This window comes from Pseudomonas sp. Irchel s3f10 (assembly GCF_900187515.1).
GTDB lineage: Bacteria > Pseudomonadota > Gammaproteobacteria > Pseudomonadales > Pseudomonadaceae > Aquipseudomonas > Aquipseudomonas tensinigenes.
Genome location: NZ_FYDZ01000002.1, coordinates 544797 through 563098, shown reverse-complemented (window position 1 = coordinate 563098; position 18302 = coordinate 544797). Strand labels below are relative to the sequence as shown.

Below are 18302 nucleotides of genomic sequence, written 5' to 3'. Positions count from 1 at the left end.
GTTTCGTGGTGTGTTGAAAATCAGTTGGCGACACGCGCGCCGGCGAGGCTGCCACTTAATTCGTAAGCGGCCAGTTCCGCCTGATGCGCCGCGAGAATTTCCGGCAACGACCCACGCAAATACTCAACCCACGTCTTGATCTTCGCATCCAGATATTGCCGTGACGGGTAGATCGCATACAGGTTCAGCTCTTGCGAGCGGTAGTTCGGCATGACCCGCACCAATGTGCCGTTGCGCAAGCCTTCGATCGCCGCATACACCGGCAACACGCCCACCCCCATGCCACTGGTGATCGCAGTTTTCATCGCGTCGGCGGAGTTCACCAAAAATGGCGAGCTGTTGATGGTGACCATTTCCTGGCCTTCCGGGCCGTCGAAGGCCCACTTCTCCAACGGAATCACCGGGCTGACCAGGCGCAGGCAGGCGTGGTTGAGCAGGTCGCTGGGCTTTTGCGCGGCACCGTTGGCTTTCACGTAGGCCGGCGAGGCGCAGACGATGCTGTAAGTGATGCCCAGGCGTTGCGAGACGAAGCCGGAATCCGGCAGTTCGCTGGCGAGCACGATGGACACGTCGTAGCCCTCGTCGAGCAGGTCCGGCACTCGGTTGGCCAGGGTCAGGTCGAAAGTCACGTCGGGGTGGGTCTTGCGGTAGCGGGCGATGGCGTCGATGACGAAGTGCTGGCCGATGCCGGTCATGGTGTGCACTTTCAATTGCCCGGCCGGGCGCGCGTGGGCGTCGCTGGCTTCGGCTTCGGCCTCTTCGACGTAGGCCAGAATCTGCTCACAGCGCAGCAGGTAACGCTTGCCCGCTTCGGTCAGGGCAATGCGCCGCGTGGTGCGGTTGAGCAAGCGGGTTTGCAGGTGGGCTTCCAGGTTGGAGACCGCGCGCGAGACGTTGGCGGTGGTGGTGTCGAGTTGCACGGCGGCGGCGGTGAAGCTGCCGGCTTCGGCGACACAACTGAAGGCGCGCATGTTTTGCAAAGTGTCCATGGGGTGCTCTCAAGGGAGATGGCAAATTGTGACACGAAGTTTCCGGGGCGAGACCCCCGACTTAGGGATTATCTCGTTAACCGTAACAAAGATTCACAGAAATCCCAGCTTATCGCCGTACAGGGCGTTCCATAGAATTGCGCCGATCCCTGTAGGAGCTGCCGCAGGCTGCGATCTTTTGATTTTGTTTTAAGGGAATCAAGATCAAAAGATCGCAGCCTGCGGCAGCTCCTGCATGGGTCCTCGATCTACCCCTTTCTCAGGAATTCGCAGCTGTGCCGCGTCGCATCAACAGAGCGCTTTTGCCGCTCAGTGTTCTGGCTTTTACCCTGGGTCTTGGCGGCTGCATCTCAACGGACGGAATTGCTCCACAGGGCAAGGCGCTGGAGGCCAATTCACTGGCCACCGACGACGCCATCGCGCATGCCGCCCGTGACGCTAACTGGCCCACCGCGCAATGGTGGCAAGCCTACGGCGACCCGCAACTCAATCGCTGGATTGACCTCGCCGTGCAGGGCAGCCCGAGCATGGCCATGGCCGCCGCGCGTGTACGGCAGGCCAAAGCCATGGCCGGCGTCGCCGAGGCGGCCGAGTCGTTGCAGATCAATGGCGAGTCGACGCTCAAGCGGCACAACTGGCCGACCGATCAGTTCTACGGTCCGGGCGAGCTGGCCAACACCACGACCTGGGACAACAACGCCGCGCTCGGTTTCAGCTACGCGCTCGACCTCTGGGGCCGTGAAAGCAATGCCAGCGAACGGGCTGTGGATCTGGCGCACATGAGCGCCGCCGAGGCGCGATTGGCGCAGCTCGAATTGCAGAACAACATCGTCCGCGCCTACATCGAACTGTCGCTGCATTACGCCCAGCGCGACATCGTCGCGGCGACGCTCAAGCAGCAACAGCAGATTCTCGATCTGGCACAGAAGCGTTTGAACGGCGGGATCGGCACCCACTTCGAAGTCAGCCAGGCGGAAACGCCGCTGCCGGAAACCCATCGGCAAATCGATGCGCTGGATGAAGAAATTGCCCTGAGCCGCAATCAGCTTGCCGCTCTGGCGGGTAAAGGGCCAGGCGAGGGCGCACAGTTGCAGCGCCCGACATTGTCCCTCGGTGCTGCGCTGAAACTGCCGTCGGCATTGCCCGCCGAACTGCTCGGCCAGCGTCCGGATGTGGTTGCCAGTCGCTGGCAAGTGGCGGCGCAGGCGCGCGGTATCGATGTCGCGCATGCCGGTTTTTATCCCAACGTAGATTTGGTCGGCAGCCTCGGCTACATGGCCACCGGTGGTGGCGCGCTGGAGTTTTTGACCGGCAAGAAACTCAACTACAACGTCGGCCCGGCGATCTCGTTGCCGATCTTTGACGGAGGGCGTTTGCGCTCCGAATTGGGCGAGGCTTCCGCCGGTTACGACATCGCCGTGGCGCATTACAACCAGACGCTGGTGAATGCGCTGAAGAACATTTCCGACCAGTTGATCCGCCGCGAGTCGATGGACAAGCAGCAAGGCTTTGCCGCCGAGTCGGTGGCCACGGCGCAGAAGACTTACGACATCGCGATGATCGCGTATCAGCGCGGCCTCACCGATTACCTCAACGTGCTCAATGCGCAGACGTTGCTGTTCAAGCAGCAGCAAGTGCAGCAGCAGGTGCAGGCGGCGCGGTTGAGTGCGCATGCGGAACTGGTCACTGCGCTCGGCGGTGGCCTCGGTGCCGGCAACGACGTGCCGACTGCCGAGAAAACCCAAGCGCCGAAAACCCCGACACTGCTGCGTTGAACACACAACCCATTGTAGGAGTGAGCCTGCTCGCGATAGCGGTGCATCAGTCGACAGAAATGTTGAATGTGAAATCGCCATCGCGAGCAGGCTCACTCCTACAGGGACCGCGTTTTACCTGAATATTCTTGAGTACATTGAATGACTCCCTTGCCCGCACCTTTGCGCTGGCTCTACTCCCTGGAATGGCGCCGTGGTTTTTTCGACTGGGCGCGCAGCGATGGCGTGACCTGGGTCTACATCTTCAAGGTGCTGATCGCCGCATTCCTCACGCTGTGGCTGGCCATGCGCCTGGAATTGCCGCAACCACGCACGGCGATGATCACCGTGTTCATCGTCATGCAGCCGCAGAGCGGCCAGGTGTTTGCCAAAAGTTTTTATCGCTTCCTCGGCACGTTGGCCGGGTCGGCGATGATGGTCACGCTGATTGCGTTATTTGCGCAGAACACTGAGCTGTTCCTCGGCTCGCTGGCGATCTGGGTCGGCATCTGCTCGGCCGGTGCCGCGCGTTGCCGTAACTTTCGCGCTTACGGTTTTGTGCTGGCAGGCTACACCGCGGCGATGGTCGGGCTGCCGGCACTGGCGCACCCGGACGGCGCATTTATGGCGGCGGTGTGGCGGGTGCTGGAGATCTCGCTGGGGATTCTCTGCTCGACTCTGATCAGCGCCGCAATCTTGCCGCAAACCGCCAGCGCCGCCATGCGCAATGCCTTGTATCAGCGTTTCGGCGTGTTCGCATTATTCGTCACCGATGGCCTGCGCGGGCGCAGCAAAGCAGAGTCTTTCGAAGCGAGCAACGTGCGCTTCATCGCTGAAGCCGTGGGCCTCGAAGGCTTGCGCAGCGTGACTGTTTTCGAAGACCCGCACATGCGTCGGCGCAACGGTCGACTGAGCCGTTTGAACAGCGAGTTCATGGGCATCACCACCCGGTTCAACGCCCTGCATCAATTACTCGAACGCTTGCGCGGCAATGGCGAAGAACATGTGGTCGCGGCGATCAGACCGGGTCTGCAGGATCTCGCCGAAGTGCTCGACGGCTTCAGTGGCCGCGCCCTGACTAGCCCCGATGCAGCGCGCTTGGCGACAGCGCTCGCGAGCTACAAGGAAGGCCTGTCGGCTCGTGTGCGCAGCCTGCGCGCTATCTTCCAGGAAACCGAGCCGAGCGACGCCGAGCAACTGGATTTCCACACCGCTTACGAACTGCTCTATCGCTTCGTCGATGATTTGCACAGTTATGCACAGACCCACGCATCCTTGGCCGATCACCGCCACGAACGCGAGCGCTGGGACGAGCCGTTCACCCCGCAGACCAATTGGTGGGCAGCCGCTGCGTCGGGCATTCGCGCTTCGTTCATTCTCATCGTGCTGGGCAGTTACTGGGTCGCCACTGCATGGCCAAGCGGCGCGACGATGACCCTGATTGCGGCCGCCACCGTGGGCCTTTCGGCCGCTACGCCGAACCCGAAGCGCATGGCATTCCAAATGGCTTGCGGCACTTTTCTCGGTGCCCTGATCGGCTTCGTCGAGATGTTTTTCATCTTCCCGTGGATCGACGGTTTCCCGCTGCTGTGCGTGATGCTCGCACCGGTGATCGTCCTCGGCTCGTTCCTCACATCACGTCCGCAATTCGCCGGTGTCGGCCTCGGTTTGTTGATCTTCTTCAGTACCGGTTCGGTGCCGGACAACCTGACCATTTACAACCCTTACACCTTCATCAACGACTACATTGCCATGGTCATGGGCATGCTGGTCTGTGCCGCTGCCGGGGCGATTATTTTGCCGCCGAACAGTCGCTGGTTATGGAAGCGTCTGGAGCAGGATCTGCGCGGCCAAGTGGTCTACGCGATCAGCGGTAAACTCAAAGGCCTGGCGTCGAGTTTCGAGAGCCGTACCCGCGATCTGCTGCACCAGGCCTACGGTCTCGCGGCCGGCCAGCCGAAGGTGCAGAAGAACCTGCTGCGCTGGATGTTCGTGGTCCTGGAAGTCGGCCACGCGATCATCGAGTTGCGCAAAGAGCAGGCGATCCTGCCGGTGCACCCGGCCTATGCCGAATCGCAGCCGTGGCGGCAGGCAATCCGCGTGATGGGCCGCGCGCTGGTGCGACTGTTTCTGCAACCGAACTCCAGCAATCTCGAACGCGCACTGGTCGCGGTCGACCATGCGATCAGTCGCGTAGCGGCCACTGACGAACCGTTCGCCCCACACTTCGACACCTCGGCGTTGCGCCGGGTGAAGAGCTATCTGCACTTCATCCGTACCTCGCTGCTCGACCCGCAATCACCGCTCGCTGCCTACGCCATCGCCAAGCCCGAAGGACTTGCCCATGCCTCGTGAAATCGCCTTCCACGGCGTGTACATGCCGACCATGACTTTGATGTTTTTCATCGCTGCGGCGCTGGCCTGGGCGGTGGACCGGTTCTTGTCCGGGTTCGACCTGTACCGCTTTTTCTGGCACCCGGCGCTGCTGCGTCTGAGTCTGTTTACCTGTCTGTTCGGCGCCATGGCGCTGACTGTCTACCGTTGAGACTATCTTGATGAAAAAGTTTTTCAGCCTGCTCGCGACCCTGCTGGTGCTGGCCCTGGCGTTGTGGATCGGCCGCACGTTGTGGGAGCACTACATGAATACGCCGTGGACCCGCGATGGCCGCGTGCGCGCCGACATTATCAACGTTGCCGCCGATGTTACCGGTGAAGTGATCGACGTGCCGGTGCGTGACAACCAACTGGTCAAGAAAGGCGATTTGCTCATGCAGATCGACCCCGAGCACTACCGCATCGCAGTGAAACAGGCGCAGTCGCTGGTTGCCTCGCGCAAGTCGACCTGGGAGATGCGCAAGGTCAACGCCCATCGCCGCGCCGATCTGGACAACCTGGTGATCTCCAAGGAAAACCGCGACGACGCCAGCAACATCGCCGACGCCGCGCTCGCCGATTATCAACACGCGCAAGCGCAACTGGAAGCCGCTGAACTCAATCTCAAACGCACCGAAGTGCGTGCGGCCGTCGACGGCTACGTGACCAACCTCAACGTGCATCGCGGTGATTACGCGCGCATCGGCGAGGCGAAAATGGCCGTGGTCGACATGAATTCGTTCTGGGTTTACGGCTTCTTCGAGGAGACCAAACTGCCTCACGTGAAAGTCGGTGACAAAGCCGACATGCAGTTGATGAGCGGCGAAGTCTTGAAGGGCCATGTGGAAAGCATTTCCCGCGGTATCTATGACCGCGATAACCCGGAAAGTCGCGAGTTGATCGCCGATGTGAACCCGACGTTCAACTGGGTGCGGCTGGCGCAGCGAGTGCCGGTGCGGATTCACATTGATGAAGTGCCGGAAGGCGTGCTGCTGGCGGCGGGGATTACTTGCACGGTAGTTGTTGATGGTTTGAACTAATAGCAAGCATGTCGCGAGAGGTAAGTACTTTCGCGATTTGTGCTTTTAGTTGTGCTTGTTAGTGGCTTGTTTGATGTTTTTTTGAATTGTAAGTATCCGTTGTTTTTTGGTTCCTGACTTTATTCCCGTGTTAGTGTTTTTCCGTCGTCTGGAAAAGGCGCTATCTCGTTAATTTTAATATTGCCGATTGCAATCAGGCATTGGCAGCTATTGCTTTTTAAAAGGAAGTTTTAAGTTATGGAGCTGATTGATATCAGTATGGATGATTTTGTCAGTCATATAGTCAGCGGGGAACCGGTGACATTGGGCTTTACAATGTTGACCGATGGTACGCCACCCCCCGTGGGCTCGCGTATGCAGTTTCGGGCCTACAACGGCGCGGCATTTGTGCACGCTTCGATGCCCGCCAGCGGTGCGCAGATGAGCTATTCCGAAGCGTCAAACTCCGCCACTTTGACCATTACCGAAGATCAACTTGAAGGGTGGAATCCACGGCGCACGCTGACGTTTACAACACCTGCAAACATGAATCCTTCAGAAGTGCGCGAGATGTTAGGTATTGTTTATTATCAGCCCCGATATGAGGCTGGGTACTTTTCCGTACTCGTTCAGTCGGATGGAGAACAGGCCATTTCGTCCCGACAGGTATTAGCTGCAAAATGGCAGGACACTGTGACCGGCGGCTGGATATACAGTTACGACGTTATGGTTAAAGCAAATAATCAATCGTTTGCCCAATGGAAGTTTTCAAGTGCAGGGTTGCCGGTGGGAACGAAAATTCACACCAATCCGTGGCTTGACGTCGTTCATGATGCAAAAGAAGGCATTGTCGAACTGGCTACACCACCGGGAGACAGGTATTTGCTGACCCCGGGCCAGGAAGTCGCCATTTCGATCCAGCTCTTATACCCAGCCGCATCGGGACAATCTCCAGCGTTTGAATCCTTGCCTAATCTGATGGCCTTCCCGCGCTGAAGCTAAGGGCAACCAGGTTGTGATGGTTTGAGCTCGCTGATGGCGAGCTCAAATCTCTGGATCAGAGCTTCCCGCGCAGCCCGAAGCGCTTCATTAACGTCGACTCCAGCAAGCCCTTGGGCAACAACGCCGCCAGCAACGGCAATGCGCGGCTGCCGTTACCAATGCGGATCAACCGCGGCGGTTTGTTCTGCTGCACAGCCTTCAACAGTTCAGCAGCAAACTCCCTGGCCGGCGTCGGCTTGTCCTGCGACGCCTTGGCCCGCGCGCGAATGCCCTCACGCAGCGGAAACCATGGCGATTGTTCATTGATCAATTGCTCGGCTTCATGCCCGGCATTTTTGGCAAAACTCGATTGAATCGCCCCCGGCTGCACTTCCATCACGCGAATACCGAACGGTGCCAGTTCCATACGCAAGGCATCGCTCAACGCATGCACTGCCGCCTTCGATGCGCAATAGGCACCAGCGAACGGCGTGACCAAAACCCCGGACACACTGCCGATATTCACCACCAGTCCCTTGGCCCGGCGCAATACAGGAAACAGTGCGCGCGTAACGCCGACGATCGAAAACACATTGGTTTCGAACTGCCGTTGCATCGCCGCCACACCGCCATCGAGCAGCGGCCCCATGGCGCCATACCCTGCATTGTTGATGAGAACATCGAGGCCGCCGTGTTGCTGGTTGATCCGCTCGCCAAGCTGCTCCAGCGCCACATTGTCATTGACGTCGAGTTGCACGGCGGTGAACCCGGCCGACGCCAGCAGCGCCACGTCTTCAGCCTTGCGCGCACTGGCCCAGACTTCGAAACCGGCGGCTTTGAACGCATCGGCGAGGGCACGGCCGATGCCGCTGGAACAACCGGTAATCAACGCAACGGGCATGGCGCATTCCTTGTGCAAATAGAGTGGGGAAGGGGATCAGTCGGAGAAACTACCCTGCAAGCGCTCGGCGCGAAACTCCAGGGTTTGCGGGCGATAACCGGGGCGCAGCGGCGGCATCGGCAGACAGTCTTCCCATTCGCCGCCGGCTTGCAGTTCGCCGGGGCCGCGATAGCGTGGCGCGGTGTATTGGTTGTCGGCCAGATTGACCGTGTCGCCCGGTGCATAGGCGGCTATGCGCCAGCGCAGTTCGGTCAGGGGCACGTCGTTGGCGTTTTTCATTTTCAGTTGCAGCGGACGATCAGCCGGGCATTGCTCCGGGGCGTAAGCGATACGCATCTCAAGGCGCGCCAATTGCTTGATCTCGCGGTTGTCCAGCCACACCACCCACATGGCGACAAAACCCAGACCAATCGCCGCCGCCACCGAGACCGGCAAGGCCTTGGCCGGGTAGCGCAACAGCAGGATCAACCAGGTGATGACCAGCAGAATGCCGATGAACATGCGCACAACCTCGACGAGAGAGAGGGTCATCCTACCTAAGCGTAGGTGAGGTTGGCGATGGGCAGGGCAAAGTCAAAAGATCGCAGCCTGCGGCAGCTCCTACAGTTGGAACGCGTTTGTCCTGTAGGAGCTGCCGCAGGCTGCGATCTTCTGATTCTAAAAAAAAGCCCCCGCCCAACCCGCTGCGGATAGGGGACGCAGCGGGCTGGACGAGGGCTTCTTGTTTTATCGATCAGTTATTGCGCGATGGTTTTCACCGACACGCCGCGTTCGATCGGGGTGGAGCGACCGTAGATATCTTCGAAGCGCTCGATATCGTCTTCACCCAAGTACGAACCCGACTGAACTTCGATGATTTCCAGCGGGATCTTGCCCGGGTTGCGCAGGCGGTGCACCGAAGCGATCGGGATGTAGGTCGACTGGTTTTCGCAGAGCAGGAACACGTTTTCATCGCAGGTCACTTCGGCAGTGCCACTGACCACGATCCAGTGTTCGGCGCGGTGGTGGTGCATCTGCAGCGAAAGGCACGCGCCCGGTTTCACCGAGATGTGCTTGACCTGGAAACGCCCGCCCATGTCCACCGAGTCATACGAGCCCCACGGACGATAGACCTCGCAGTGGTTCTGGGTTTCGCTGCGACCCTGCTCGTTGAGCGTGTTGACCATCTGCTTGACGCCCTGAACCTTGTCTTTGTGCGCAATCATCATGGCGTCTTTGGTCTCGACCACGACGATGTTTTCCAGGCCGATCACCGACACCAGTTTGCCGTTGCCGTGGATCATGCAGTTCTTGCTGTCCTGAATCACCACGTCGCCTTTGGTGACGTTGCCGTTGGCGTCTTTCTCGTTGACTTCCCACAGCGACGACCAGCAACCGACATCGCTCCAGCCAGCGGTCAGCGGCACGACGCAGGCGCGCTGGGTTTTTTCCATGACGGAGTAGTCGATGGAGTTGTCCGGGCAGCAGGCGAAGGTGGCTTCGTCGAAGGTGATGGTGTCGGCGTCCTGCTGGCTGCGTTCGAGGGTCAGCAGGCAGGTGTCGTAGATGTCCGGATCGTGTTTTTTCAGTTCTTCGAGGAAGCGGCTGGCGCGGAACAGGAACATGCCGCTGTTCCAGTAGTAACCGCCGGATTCGACGTATTCGGTGGCACGTTTGACGTCAGGTTTTTCGACGAAGTGCGAAACGCGGCTGACGCCTTCGGGCAGCAGCGAATCGCCGGTGGATTTGATGTAGCCATAACCGGTTTCCGGTTTGGTTGCCGGCACGCCGAACAGGACCATTTCGCCATTTTCGGCAGCGACGGTGGCCAGGGCGAGGGCGCGTTGCAGGGCTTTCTGGTCTTCCAGTACGTGGTCGGCCGGCAGCACCAGCATCAACTCGTCACGACCTTCATTGACCAGCATCATCGCGGTCAGCGCCACGGCCGGCGCGGTGTTGCGGCCGAACGGTTCCATGAGGATGCGCTGGCATTCCAGCTTACGGTTGGCCAACTGCTCGTTGACGATGAAGCGGTGATCCTTGTTGCAGACCACGATCGGGGTGTCCATGCCTTCGAACACCAGACGCTCGAGGGTCTGCTGGAACAGAGTGTGTTCGCCGGTCAGGGCGAGGAACTGTTTAGGGAACTGCTTACGCGAAAGCGGCCAGAGACGCGAACCGCTACCACCTGACAAGATCACCGGAATCATATTGTTTACTCCATAAAATGCAGTTGAGAGCTGCAAGCTGCAAGTGGCGAGTTAGAAGCACTTCACTTGCAGCTTGAGGCTTGTAGCTGATAGCTCGAGCGATTAGCGAGTCGATACCGGGCGTTTCACCCAGACTGGCGACAGGCTGCTGCCGCTGCCGGTGACGTACAGCACCGCAGCTTCACCGCGCTCAAGGGCGACCGGTTTCACGTCGCCGACTTTCTTGTCACCTTCGTACAGCGCCAGGCTGACTTTCACCGGGTTGATTTCACGCTCGCCACGGCCCTTGGCGGCGACGTTCGGCACCACGTCGGTCTTGCCGTCGGCGGTCTTCAGGGTCAGCGGCTTGTCGCTGAGGTTCTGCACGCGCACCAGGGATTTCTGCTTGTTCTTGAACGGCGGCTCTTCGATCAGTTGCGGCGCGCCGGAAGCGTTGTTGACCAGGGTGTAGTAGTGGTCACCGGCGAGTTTCACCGGCAGGGTCTGGCTGCCGACCTTGGCGCTGTAATCACCGCCCGGCATGAAGCTGAAGTCGCTGCTGGCCAGTGGCGCAACGTCGCTCAGGTTGGTGCTGCCAACGGTGGCGCTGACTTCTGCATTGCTGGCGTTGTAGATACGCACGAAGGTCGAGCCTTTCGGTGCGGTCGGGCCGTACAGTGCGGCGTCGCCACCGGCAAAGGCAGGCACGGAAAGCACGCTGAGGCCAGCAACCAGTGCGAAGCTTTTAGCGAGACGACGAGGAGTAGTAGTGAAAGTCATGGTGTACCTCTCTTTCAGTTTTGCGCCCGATCGGGCGTCTCGGATTTAGTGTTGATTGCTACGTTTTGTTGGCGCGCGCCGGCTTGTTTAAGCTCTGCGACCCACTGCGGGTCGGCGTCGCCGATTTCGTTGTTCACAGGCAGATAACGTTCAGGAAACTCCCAGATCAGCACCTGCGGCGGGCTGTTCTTGAAGTCATCGCTTTTCAGGTAGCTGAGCATCGGCAGGATCGGGCCGTGGCCGTCTTCGGCGTAGCTCACCACGTCGCTGTGCAGCGCTTGTTTCAGTGCCCCGACGAAGTTCCAGTTAGGGTTGGCGCTGTAGCTGGTGCCGACCAGTGCCACCGGCACTTCATTGCTGGCGAACAGCGCGTCGTCACCGGCAGGCTGATCGCCGGCCGCGACGGTGTTGCGCTTTTGCAGCGGCTCTTGCGCCGGCATCAGGTTTTCAAACAGCGGATCGAGCGGCAGGAACAGACGCAGGTCGCCCTTGTGCGTGACCTTCTCTGCTGGTGTGGTAACGAAGCGCTGCGGCTCGCCGCTAAGCGGGAACTTGTCGGCGATGGTTTTCGCCAGGGTGTTCGCGGCAATTTCGGCACCTTCCGGCGTCCAGTGGGTGTCGGTGCGCAGGAACACTTGCTGACCGTTTTGCTTGGCCTGTTGCAATGGCTTGAGCAGGTCAGGGGCGAGGATCTTGTCGGCCGCAACACGGGCGTGGAAATCCTCATAAAGGTTTTCGTGAATGCTCGCCGGTTTCACTTCACCCAGATGTTCCGGGTACAAACGAACCTTGGCCGGCACGATCGCCATCACCAGTTTCACGCCTTTCTCTTTGAGGGTCTGGCGCACGCCTTCGACCAGCGCGTAGTTGCCTTGCAGGTTCAGCTCTTCGTTGACGATCGGGTTGAATTCCTCATCGCTGTACAACCACTGATCGCGACCGAGCACCACGCCCGGACGACCTTCGTTGAACAGTTTGAAATCCAGTGCGGCCCAGAGATTGGTGCCCAGACGCTTGATCGGGAATTCTTCGTCGTAATGAGTTTCCACAGCCTTGGTCCAGCGGCCGTTGAGCACCGTCGCATCGGCGTTGGTGCTGAAGCCGAAGAAGCTGCGAACCGACCACAGACCGAGGACCAACAGGGTCACCAGGAACAGGGCGATGTAGAAGATGCGTAATGAGCGGGTCATGTCAGATCCCTCAGAACTGGAAGTAAAGGAACGGCGAGAAGCTTTGCGCCGAGAGTTTGAGAATCGAGGCGATGAACAGCAGCAGGATCAGACCGCGCATCACGTAGCGCGACCAGTCCGCGCTCCAGTAGGCCGGTTGCACCTGGGCTTCGACGCCGACGGTGTAGCCGGGCTCATGGATGCTTGCCGGGTTTTCGCCTGGAGCGGCTTTGATCATTCCCGGGGTCGCGGTGGCAGGGCCGTTAGCCTCGACGTTGACTTCAGGTTTGCTCTTGGCCGGCGGCTGATTGGTGTACAGATCGCGCAGGCCGAAGAAGGCCAGCGTCACGTACGCCACGACCAGAGTTGCCACTTGCAGACCGGTGAGGCTGGCCTGATTGAGTTCCGACAGCGACCAGTCGCCGAAGCTGAACATTGCGCCGTACATGCGCCCGGCAACGTGCAGGTTCTCCGCGCGGAAGATCACCCAGCCCATGACCACGAGCAGGAAGGTCAGTGCCCAGCGGATCGGGTTGAGGCTGCGCGGCGAAGTGTTCAGGCCCAGCGCTTTTTCAATTGCCAGCCACATGCCGTGCCAGGCGCCCCAGACGATGTAAGTGATGTTCGCGCCGTGCCACAGACCACCGAGGAGCATGGTGAGGAACAGGTTGCGATAGGTCATCAGCGTGCCTTTACGGTTACCGCCGAGGGTGATGTACAGATAGTCGCGCAGCCAGGTCGACAGGCTGATGTGCCAGCGGCGCCAGAACTCGGTGATCGACTGGCTGATGTACGGCTGTTTGAAGTTTTCCATGAAACGGAAACCCATCATCAAGCCCAGACCGATGGCCATGTCGCTGTAACCGGAGAAGTCGAAATACAGCTGCGCGGTGTAGGCCAGCGCGCCGAGCCAGGCATCACCGGTAGTCGGGTTTTGCAGGGCGAAGCAATGGTCAGCGACCACCGCGAGGGTGTCGGCGATAAAGACCTTCTTGATGAAACCCTGCATGAACCGCGTGCAGCCCTCGGAGAACTTGTCGAGGGTATGCGTACGGTTGTTGAACTGGTCGGCGAGGTCGCGGAAACGCAACACCGGGCCGGCAATCAAGTGCGGGAAGATCGCCACGAATGCAGCAAAGTCGATCAGGTTGCGCGTGGCCGGGGTGTCGCCGCGATACACGTCGATGATGTAGCTGATCGACTCGAAGATGTAGAACGAGATACCGATCGGCAGCAGCACGTGGGTGAGGATGAACGGCTCAAGACCGACCGACGTCATCATCGCGTTGATGCTGTCGACGCCGAAGTTGGCGTACTTGAAGTAGCCGAGGATGCACAGGTCGACCGCCACGCCGAGCAACAGCCAGCGCTGCGCCGGTTTGGTCCGCACGCCGGCGGCACCGACTTTGAGGCCGATCCAGTAGTTCCACAGCGTGACGGCGGCGAACAGCGCGAGGAAGTCCACGCGCCACCAGGCATAGAACACGTAGCTGGCGATCAGCAGCAGCAGGTTGCGATAGCGTTGCCCGCTCAAGTAGTACAAGCCGAGAAAGATCGGCAAGAACAGAAACAGGAACACGTTGGATGAAAATACCATCCCGATCTCTCCATGTTTGAACCAACAGTCAAGGGCCAAAGCCCCCCCAAACCCCCCGTGGTAGTGGAGGGGTGAAACGGTGTTTCTGTCAGGGTTGTGCAGGGCCTTGAAATCTTCCCCTCACCCCCCGCCCTCTCCCGGAGGGAGAGGGAGCCTGATCTCCATGGTTTTCAGAAAAGGAGATCGGCCCGGTATTTCCTCGCAGCCTGATCTCAGATGTTTTTCAAAGCCTGAGATCGACCCGGTATTTCTGTGCAGCCTGATCTCGGTTTTTTAAAAGCCTGAGATCAACTCGGTATTTCATTTCGGCGTAACTCGTACAGCCACCTCGGTCAGTCCCCTCTCCCTTTGGGAGAGGGTTAGGGTGAGGGGCTTTTTGCTTTATGAGCCTTTGTTGCCCTTTTCATGGGACGGGTCGTAGACCTTGGTCAGATCCCCACCCAGGCGGAAGGTCTTGAACGGCTGCATGCCGTGCTTCTTCTCGATCACATCAGGCGCACAGGTGTAGAGCGTGCAGAACGGTTCGAGCCAGGCGAATTTCATGTCCTCTTTCAAGTCGGTCATGTCCTGCTCTTTGCCGTTCTTCTTCTCGAACTCATCCGGGTCTTTCACCCCCGCCAACACCCGATCACCCAGACGCTTCAGCGCACCGTTGTTTTCCTGACGCAAATCAACCCCGTTGACCTGGGCAAAACTGGCGATCATCGCCAGCGGCGGCAGGGCGTAGTTGTGATAGGCGAGAGCGCGTTGCTGGCGCTTGAGTTCGTTCGGCAGGAAGCCGTCGGCATCGACTTGATTGACGCCAACCTTGTATTCCTTCACCGCCCAGTCAAACAGGTCGCGGCGGTTGGTCGCGACCGACGTCGCCATCACCGACCAAGCGGCCCAGTACGAGTGGTTGTTGGTTTTTTCCAGCGGCAGGTTGTCCCAGTCGCTGACCACCTGATCGGCCATTTTGCTGAACCACGCCTCGATCAACTGCGCTTCCTGCTGATGCTGCGCCAGCGGATGCGAGTCGGAGAACTTCAGGCGAATGTACGAAGAGGCCATGCTGCCCAGCGCCCATTTGCGCATCGATTTGCCGGTGTGGTTGAAGTCTTTCGACATCAACGCATCGGCCTTGGCCCACGCGGTCAGCCAGTTCAGCGTGCATTCGAGCTGTTCCGGACGACCGTCGCGCATGAACTGCATCACCCGTTTGGCGGTGCCGCGTTCCAGCGTGGTGATGTCTTTGGTGGTGTCGCGAAAGGCTTTTTCCGACTGCACGTTCAGCGTCGCGCGGGCCTTGTCCGAACCTTCGTATTTGCTGCGAAATTGCAGCGGCCCGGTGTACGGCGTCGGCATCGCGTCGCAGCCTTCGCTTTTGTCACCGGTCTTGAATTTATCCACAGGCGCGAAATAGCCCTGAGGTGGACGCAGTGGCGCGGCGGCCTGCGCGGTGCCGGCGAAGATCGCCAGCCCGAGCAGCGTCGGCGCTAAAAGAGTTTTCAGTTTCGAGTTTCGCATAGCAGACCTCATTGCCCGACCTGAGCGGTTTGTTGCCCAGCGCCCGGGAATACGTTGCGTTTGCAGATTTTCGCTTCGACTTTCTGTGGCGCGGTGCCCGCTTCCGGGCCCTGGACTTCGACCGCCAGCAGGTTTTGCGAGGCCCAGTCTTCGTCCGTGCGCAACTCAAAGGCGAAACGACCGTCGGTGTCGGAGGTTTCCGGTTTCTCGATCTTGATGTCCTCGTGGCGACCGTTCATGTACCAGAGGGTGGCTTGCAGGGTTTTCACCGAAGGGTCGGCGAAGCGGATGTCGACCTGATGGCTGCTGTTCTGCAGGTTCAGGTTCTTGCTGTTGACCAGCAGTTCTTGTTTGCTGCCCGGCTTGAGCGTGGTGCTCGCGGACATTTGCGCGTCTTTGCCTTCGCAGCCGTTGTCGAGAAGGGACATCATTTGGCGATAGATGGTCTCCTGGTCGAGGCGATACAGCGGTGAGAATTCCCAGATGAGAATTTTCGGCGGGGTCTTCTGGAATTCGTCGCTGCCCAGGTACTGCAACATCGAACCTTCCAGACCGCCGCCAGGGAAGGCGACGTTGAGAATGTCGGCGCCGATGGCCTCTTCGAGGAAACCGGCGAAGTTGTAGTTCTTGCCGCTGTGCGAAGTACCGACGAGGGTGATTTGCGGATTGCCGGAATCACCGAACAGATCGCCGTCACCGGCCTCGCCTTTCGGCTCGGTGGTGAACTGATCCATGTACTGGATCGCGTAACTGGTACCGCACAGTTGCCCGGCCATGTTGTGCAGGGTACCGGTCTTGCCCATGCGCCCGGAGCGCTTGGTTTCGAATTCACGCTTGGGCACGTCGGCGAAGGCCGGGATCTGCTTGACCTTTTCGGCGACGATTTTTGCCGTGCGCTGTGCACCGTATGGCGTCCAGTGCTGGTCGCCGCGGAAGTAGAAATCGTGGGCGGGCAGGGTGTCCGGCAGCGATTCGTTGGTCAGCGGCGACAGGTCCGGCACCACATAACCCATCTTGGCGAAACGGCCGAGCATGGTCTTGTAGTTGCCCAGCGCTTTCTCGTAATCGAACGCGGCTTTTTCCTGCGGGTTGAGCTTGTTGCGGTTCACCAGGCCACGGGTTGGCTGGTAAACGATCACCAGCTCGACGCCTTTGGCTTTGAACGCATCGTGCAGTTGTTGCAGACGTTTGTAGCCGGCCGGGGTGGTGTTGAACTCGGTACGCAGATCTTCCTGAGTCCGGAACAACCAGTCGCCTTGTGCCTGCACCAGGGTGGTGAAGTTCTGCTGATAACGCGTGGTGTAGTTCTTCGCGTCATGGGCGGCCGGGCACAGGTTGCAGCACGGTTCGGCGCTGAATTTTGGCGGCGTGGCAGCGGCGCCTTCATCGGCGCGGGCGCCGTTGCTGGCCGCGAGAATGCCCACGGTCAGGGCCGACAGGCTGAGTAATCTGATCAAGTGTGGGTGCATAAAATTATCCTCAGTCCCGCATTTCGGTCTGGCGTTCGACAGGGTCGATCAGCACGGCTTTCTGCTGGCGCACCAGCAGGTCGAGAATTTCATCCTGGCGCTCGCCGAGGATGCCGTTGAAGCTGATGCCGCTGGATTTGGTCGGCGCCAGCATCGACACGCGATACAGCTCGACACTCAACGGTGAATCGATCGACAGCGGGCCGCTGCCATTGGCCGCCAGCTCACCGCCGACGACGATCAGCGACACCTGCGCATCGAACGGGTCGAGCTTGATGTCACGGTCGGTGTCGGTGAGGTCTTTGATGTGGCCGTAGACGCCGGTCAAACCGTTGGCCATGGCGACGTTTTCGTAGAGGCGAATGTTCACGCTGTTACGAATGCGGATGCCGTGGCGCTTGTTGCTGATGACCTTGTTGCCCCACAGCAGGTTGTCGGCGGACTCGTAGAGCGTGATGCCGTCGGTGTGGTTCTTGTAGATCTCGTTGTAGGCAATGATGTTGTTGACGCTGTTACGGTCGATCACCAGGCCCGAGAGTTTGTTGTCGTAGCTTTTGTTGTTGAAGATGAAGCTGTCGTTCACTTCACGGGAAATAATGATCCCGTGCTTCTTCTTCGTACCGTAAACGGTGTTCTCGGCAATGATCAGGCCGTGGGAACGGTCGTGTGGGTCGATGCCGTAGACGATGTTGTCTTTGTAGGTGTTGCCCTTGACCACGAAGTCGCGGGTCTCGTAGCAGTAGAAGCCGTACCACATGTCGGAGAACTCGGAGCCGACGATCCAGCCGGTCGGTTCAGGACGCTTGAGGACCTTGGCCATGTTCGGCGTGTACTGGGAAATACTCACCCCGTACGACTTACTGTTGGCATAGCCGAAACTGGCCATTTTGCTGTTGACGATGTAGGTCTCGGTGCCACCCCAGGCGAGCAGGAACGGACGGAATTCCTTCGGCGAACGGAAGGTTGCCGGGCCGTTTTCCTTTTCGCGCCAGCCGGTGACTTTGGTGTCGCGCACGAACAGTTGGCCGTCGTTGACCATGAACGCACCGGCCTCTTGCGACAGGCGCAGTTCCTGGGTCTGGCCATCGATTTCGAGGATGCCTTTACGGCCCACGACGATCGGCAGCTTCGACAGGTACACGCCCGGCGAAGTCTCGCTGAAATACTGCTTGGGCAGTTTCTGCGCCAGATCCTTGAGGTTCATGTAACCGTCGTCGACGAAGATCGCCTGCGGGATGCCGTGCTGACGCACCACCCATTCGGCCATCTTGTTGTCGCCGCCGATGAAGTCCTTCAGCGCGTCTTCCTGCATCATCCGGCGCACGCTGATCTTGCCTGCTTTGCTGCGGTTGACCTTCGCGGCGGCGGCTTCGGCTGTGTAGCCGGAAATGTCCGGCAGTTTCGGCGCCGCCAGATTCAGCGCTTCGGTCGGCGCGCTGCTGACGGTGTAGGTCTTGGCTTGTTGCAGCTCTTTCGCGGTGGTCACCGGCTTAACCGGCTCCACAGTCGCGAAGGCGCTGGCGCTGGCCAGCAGCATCGCGCCGGCCAGCAGGCTGAGTGAGCCTGTCCTGGTGCTGATCATGTCGGGCACTCCCT

Annotated in this window: 15 protein-coding genes; 5 read left to right on the top strand and 10 right to left on the bottom strand. The window is 59.5% G+C overall.

From position 1 onward, the window contains the following. Nucleotides 1-20: 20 nt before the first annotated feature. Nucleotides 21-989 (bottom strand): LysR family transcriptional regulator, encoded by a 969-nt coding sequence (locus CKW17_RS07760; protein WP_007914118.1) that lies wholly within the window; start codon nucleotides 987-989, stop codon nucleotides 21-23. Nucleotides 990-1264: 275 nt separating this feature from the next. Between CKW17_RS07760 and CKW17_RS07755 the strand changes: the two genes are divergently transcribed. The 5 genes from CKW17_RS07755 (at nucleotide 1265) to CKW17_RS07735 (ending at nucleotide 7131) form a co-directional block, all read left to right on the top strand. Next, the gene (locus CKW17_RS07755; RefSeq protein ID WP_095119401.1) at nucleotides 1265-2764 is read left to right on the top strand and encodes an efflux transporter outer membrane subunit; all 1500 of its coding nucleotides are present in this window, start codon (nucleotides 1265-1267) and stop codon (nucleotides 2762-2764) included. 141 nt (nucleotides 2765-2905) lie between these two features. Continuing rightward, the gene (locus CKW17_RS07750; RefSeq protein ID WP_095119400.1) at nucleotides 2906-5098 is read left to right on the top strand and encodes an FUSC family protein; all 2193 of its coding nucleotides are present in this window, start codon (nucleotides 2906-2908) and stop codon (nucleotides 5096-5098) included. Then, a complete protein-coding gene (locus tag CKW17_RS07745) occupies nucleotides 5088-5288 on the top strand; it encodes a DUF1656 domain-containing protein (protein ID WP_007914106.1) in 201 nt (66 codons plus the stop codon). The genes CKW17_RS07750 and CKW17_RS07745 overlap by 11 nt, the downstream gene beginning before the upstream one ends. A 10-nt stretch (nucleotides 5289-5298) precedes the next feature. Further along, entirely contained in the window at nucleotides 5299-6156 is an 858-nt protein-coding gene (locus CKW17_RS07740) for an HlyD family secretion protein (RefSeq protein WP_095119399.1), read from the top strand. A 237-nt stretch (nucleotides 6157-6393) separates the two neighbouring features. Further along, a complete protein-coding gene (locus tag CKW17_RS07735; protein WP_095119398.1) occupies nucleotides 6394-7131 on the top strand; it encodes a hypothetical protein in 738 nt (245 codons plus the stop codon). Nucleotides 7132-7192: 61 nt separating this feature from the next. Here the strand turns inward: CKW17_RS07735 and CKW17_RS07730 are convergent, their stop codons facing one another. The 9 genes from CKW17_RS07730 to algG form a co-directional block, all read right to left on the bottom strand. Then, a complete protein-coding gene (locus CKW17_RS07730; RefSeq protein ID WP_095119397.1) occupies nucleotides 7193-8017 on the bottom strand; it encodes an SDR family oxidoreductase in 825 nt (274 codons plus the stop codon). A gap of 36 nt (nucleotides 8018-8053) precedes the next feature. Continuing rightward, complete coding sequence (locus CKW17_RS07725; protein WP_077571208.1) at nucleotides 8054-8518, bottom strand: multidrug transporter; 465 nt, start codon at nucleotides 8516-8518, stop codon at nucleotides 8054-8056. A 236-nt stretch (nucleotides 8519-8754) separates the two neighbouring features. Next, entirely contained in the window at nucleotides 8755-10206 is a 1452-nt protein-coding gene (locus CKW17_RS07720) for a mannose-1-phosphate guanylyltransferase/mannose-6-phosphate isomerase (protein WP_007914094.1), read from the bottom strand. A 102-nt stretch (nucleotides 10207-10308) separates the two neighbouring features. Beyond that, nucleotides 10309-10965, bottom strand: coding sequence for an alginate O-acetyltransferase AlgF (locus tag CKW17_RS07715; protein ID WP_038357614.1), 657 nt, complete (start codon nucleotides 10963-10965; stop codon nucleotides 10309-10311). 14 nt (nucleotides 10966-10979) lie between these two features. Then, nucleotides 10980-12155 (bottom strand): alginate O-acetyltransferase, encoded by a 1176-nt coding sequence (locus tag CKW17_RS07710; protein WP_095119396.1) that lies wholly within the window; start codon nucleotides 12153-12155, stop codon nucleotides 10980-10982. A 10-nt stretch (nucleotides 12156-12165) separates the two neighbouring features. Next, complete coding sequence (locus tag CKW17_RS07705; RefSeq protein ID WP_016985188.1) at nucleotides 12166-13731, bottom strand: MBOAT family protein; 1566 nt, start codon at nucleotides 13729-13731, stop codon at nucleotides 12166-12168. Nucleotides 13732-14112: 381 nt separating this feature from the next. Next, a complete protein-coding gene (locus CKW17_RS07700; RefSeq protein WP_095119395.1) occupies nucleotides 14113-15237 on the bottom strand; it encodes a mannuronate-specific alginate lyase in 1125 nt (374 codons plus the stop codon). Nucleotides 15238-15245: 8 nt separating this feature from the next. Beyond that, the gene (locus tag CKW17_RS07695) at nucleotides 15246-16706 is read right to left on the bottom strand and encodes an alginate O-acetyltransferase (protein ID WP_077571213.1); all 1461 of its coding nucleotides are present in this window, start codon (nucleotides 16704-16706) and stop codon (nucleotides 15246-15248) included. A 10-nt stretch (nucleotides 16707-16716) separates the two neighbouring features. After that, the gene (algG, locus tag CKW17_RS07690; protein ID WP_095119602.1) at nucleotides 16717-18288 is read right to left on the bottom strand and encodes a mannuronan 5-epimerase AlgG; all 1572 of its coding nucleotides are present in this window, start codon (nucleotides 18286-18288) and stop codon (nucleotides 16717-16719) included. Nucleotides 18289-18302: the final 14 nt, after the last annotated feature.

What these genes read in the sequence shown, in the direction of transcription:
- CKW17_RS07710 (WP_095119396.1), bottom strand. Translation starts at nt 12,155, where the DNA reads ATGACCCGCTCATTACGCATCTTCTACATCGCCCTGTTCCTGGTGACC.
- CKW17_RS07720 (WP_007914094.1), bottom strand. Translation starts at nt 10,206, where the DNA reads ATGATTCCGGTGATCTTGTCAGGTGGTAGCGGTTCGCGTCTCTGGCCG.
- CKW17_RS07695 (WP_077571213.1), bottom strand. Translation starts at nt 16,706, where the DNA reads ATGCACCCACACTTGATCAGATTACTCAGCCTGTCGGCCCTGACCGTG.
- CKW17_RS07750 (WP_095119400.1), top strand. Translation starts at nt 2,906, where the DNA reads ATGACTCCCTTGCCCGCACCTTTGCGCTGGCTCTACTCCCTGGAATGG.
- algG (WP_095119602.1), bottom strand. Translation starts at nt 18,288, where the DNA reads ATGATCAGCACCAGGACAGGCTCACTCAGCCTGCTGGCCGGCGCGATG.
- CKW17_RS07705 (WP_016985188.1), bottom strand. Translation starts at nt 13,731, where the DNA reads ATGGTATTTTCATCCAACGTGTTCCTGTTTCTGTTCTTGCCGATCTTT.
- CKW17_RS07740 (WP_095119399.1), top strand. Translation starts at nt 5,299, where the DNA reads ATGAAAAAGTTTTTCAGCCTGCTCGCGACCCTGCTGGTGCTGGCCCTG.
- CKW17_RS07760 (WP_007914118.1), bottom strand. Translation starts at nt 989, where the DNA reads ATGGACACTTTGCAAAACATGCGCGCCTTCAGTTGTGTCGCCGAAGCC.
- CKW17_RS07725 (WP_077571208.1), bottom strand. Translation starts at nt 8,518, where the DNA reads ATGTTCATCGGCATTCTGCTGGTCATCACCTGGTTGATCCTGCTGTTG.
- CKW17_RS07745 (WP_007914106.1), top strand. Translation starts at nt 5,088, where the DNA reads ATGCCTCGTGAAATCGCCTTCCACGGCGTGTACATGCCGACCATGACT.
- CKW17_RS07730 (WP_095119397.1), bottom strand. Translation starts at nt 8,017, where the DNA reads ATGCCCGTTGCGTTGATTACCGGTTGTTCCAGCGGCATCGGCCGTGCC.
- CKW17_RS07735 (WP_095119398.1), top strand. Translation starts at nt 6,394, where the DNA reads ATGGAGCTGATTGATATCAGTATGGATGATTTTGTCAGTCATATAGTC.
- CKW17_RS07715 (WP_038357614.1), bottom strand. Translation starts at nt 10,965, where the DNA reads ATGACTTTCACTACTACTCCTCGTCGTCTCGCTAAAAGCTTCGCACTG.
- CKW17_RS07700 (WP_095119395.1), bottom strand. Translation starts at nt 15,237, where the DNA reads ATGCGAAACTCGAAACTGAAAACTCTTTTAGCGCCGACGCTGCTCGGG.